The following is a 1,579-nucleotide window of genomic DNA, read 5'->3' on the forward strand; positions in this document are numbered from 1 at the left end:
CTGAGTTATCCACAGACGTTTCGATCGAAAGCCGACTTATGTGAATAAGTCGGCTTTTTTATTGCTGGACAAGTCCGCTCCCCAAGGGAATAGCGTTGCCAGTAAATCTATCCGCTGCTTGACGAATCCTTCATCTTAGGTTTTGATTGCCACCATTATCTTTCGAATCGAAACTTATCAGCACATGTCGAAACGAAATACCCCCCAGCGCCGCCACAATATCCTGGCCTTGCTCGCCGAGCAGGGCGAGGTCAGCGTGGACGCCCTGGCCAAGCGTTTCGAAACCTCGGAAGTGACCATCCGCAAGGATCTCGCCGCGCTGGAAGCCAACGGCCTGTTGTTGCGCCGTTACGGCGGTGCGGTGCCGGTGCCGCAGGAGATGCTTGGCGAGGCAGCTCAGCCCGTTTCCAGCTACAAGAAGGCCATCGCCCGTGCGGCTGTCGGACGCATCCGTGAACACGCACGCATCATCATCGACAGCGGCAGCACCACCGCTGCGATGATCCCTGAACTGGGGCGCCAGCCCGGCCTGGTGGTGATGACCAACTCGCTGAACGTGGCACGTGCCATCAGCGAGCTTGAGCACGAGCCGGTGCTGCTGATGACCGGCGGTACCTGGGACCCGCATTCCGAGTCGTTCCAGGGTCAGGTCGCTGAGCAGGTACTACGCTCATACGATTTCGACCAGCTTTTCATTGGTGCCGACGGCATCGACCTGAATCGCGGCACCACCACCTTCAACGAACTGCTCGGCCTGAGCCGGGTGATGGCGGAAGTGGCCCGCGAAGTGATCGTGATGGTCGAGTCGGACAAGGTCGGGCGCAAGATCCCCAACCTCGAGCTGCCCTGGAGCAGCGTTACCACCCTTATTACAGATGATCGCCTGCCCAAAGCGGCACGCGAACAGATTCAAGCCCGCGGCATCAACCTGATCTGCGCCGCGATCAGCCAGGAGCAATGACCATGTGTGGAATCGTCGGTGCAGTCGCCGAGCGCAACATCACCTCCATCCTTATCGAAGGCCTCAAGCGCCTGGAATACCGTGGCTACGACAGCGCGGGCCTGGCGGTAGTCACCCAGCAGGGTGAGCTCGATCGTCGTCGTCGCATCGGCAAGGTGAGCGAGCTTGAAGCCGCGGTGGCCGCCGAGCCGCTCAACGGTCACCTGGGCATCGCTCACACCCGTTGGGCCACCCACGGCGCGCCGACCGAGCACAATGCCCACCCGCACTTCTCCGGCCAGGAAGTGGCCGTGGTGCACAACGGCATCATCGAGAACCACGAAGAACTGCGTGAAGAGCTCAAGGGCCTCGGCTACGTGTTCACCTCGCAGACCGACACCGAGGTGATCGTCCACCTGATCCACCACACCCTCAAGAGCATTCCCGACCTGACCGACGCGTTCAAGGCGGTGGTCAAGCGCCTGCATGGTGCCTACGGTCTGTCGGTGATCAGCGTCAAGCAGCCGGACCGTCTGGTTGCTGCGCGCAGCGGCAGCCCGCTGGTGATCGGACTGGGTCACGGCGAGAACTTCCTGGCCTCCGACCAGCTTGCGCTGCGTCAGGTCACCGACCGCTTCA

The 1,579-nt window shown here is 61.4% G+C and carries 2 protein-coding genes; both read left to right on the forward strand.

Features of this window, described 5'->3' with window-relative positions:
• Positions 1-184: 184 nt before the first annotated feature.
• Positions 185-961, forward strand: a complete 777-nt coding sequence (locus tag VA602_RS05420) for a DeoR/GlpR family DNA-binding transcription regulator (RefSeq protein WP_054893001.1) — start codon at positions 185-187, stop codon at positions 959-961.
• Positions 962-963: 2 nt separating this feature from the next.
• On the forward strand, positions 964-1,579 hold a 616-nt coding region (locus VA602_RS05425), incomplete at its 3' end, for a class II glutamine amidotransferase (RefSeq protein ID WP_323452695.1).

The sequence above is a fragment of the Pseudomonas machongensis genome, from assembly GCF_034961125.1.
GTDB lineage: Bacteria > Pseudomonadota > Gammaproteobacteria > Pseudomonadales > Pseudomonadaceae > Aquipseudomonas > Aquipseudomonas machongensis.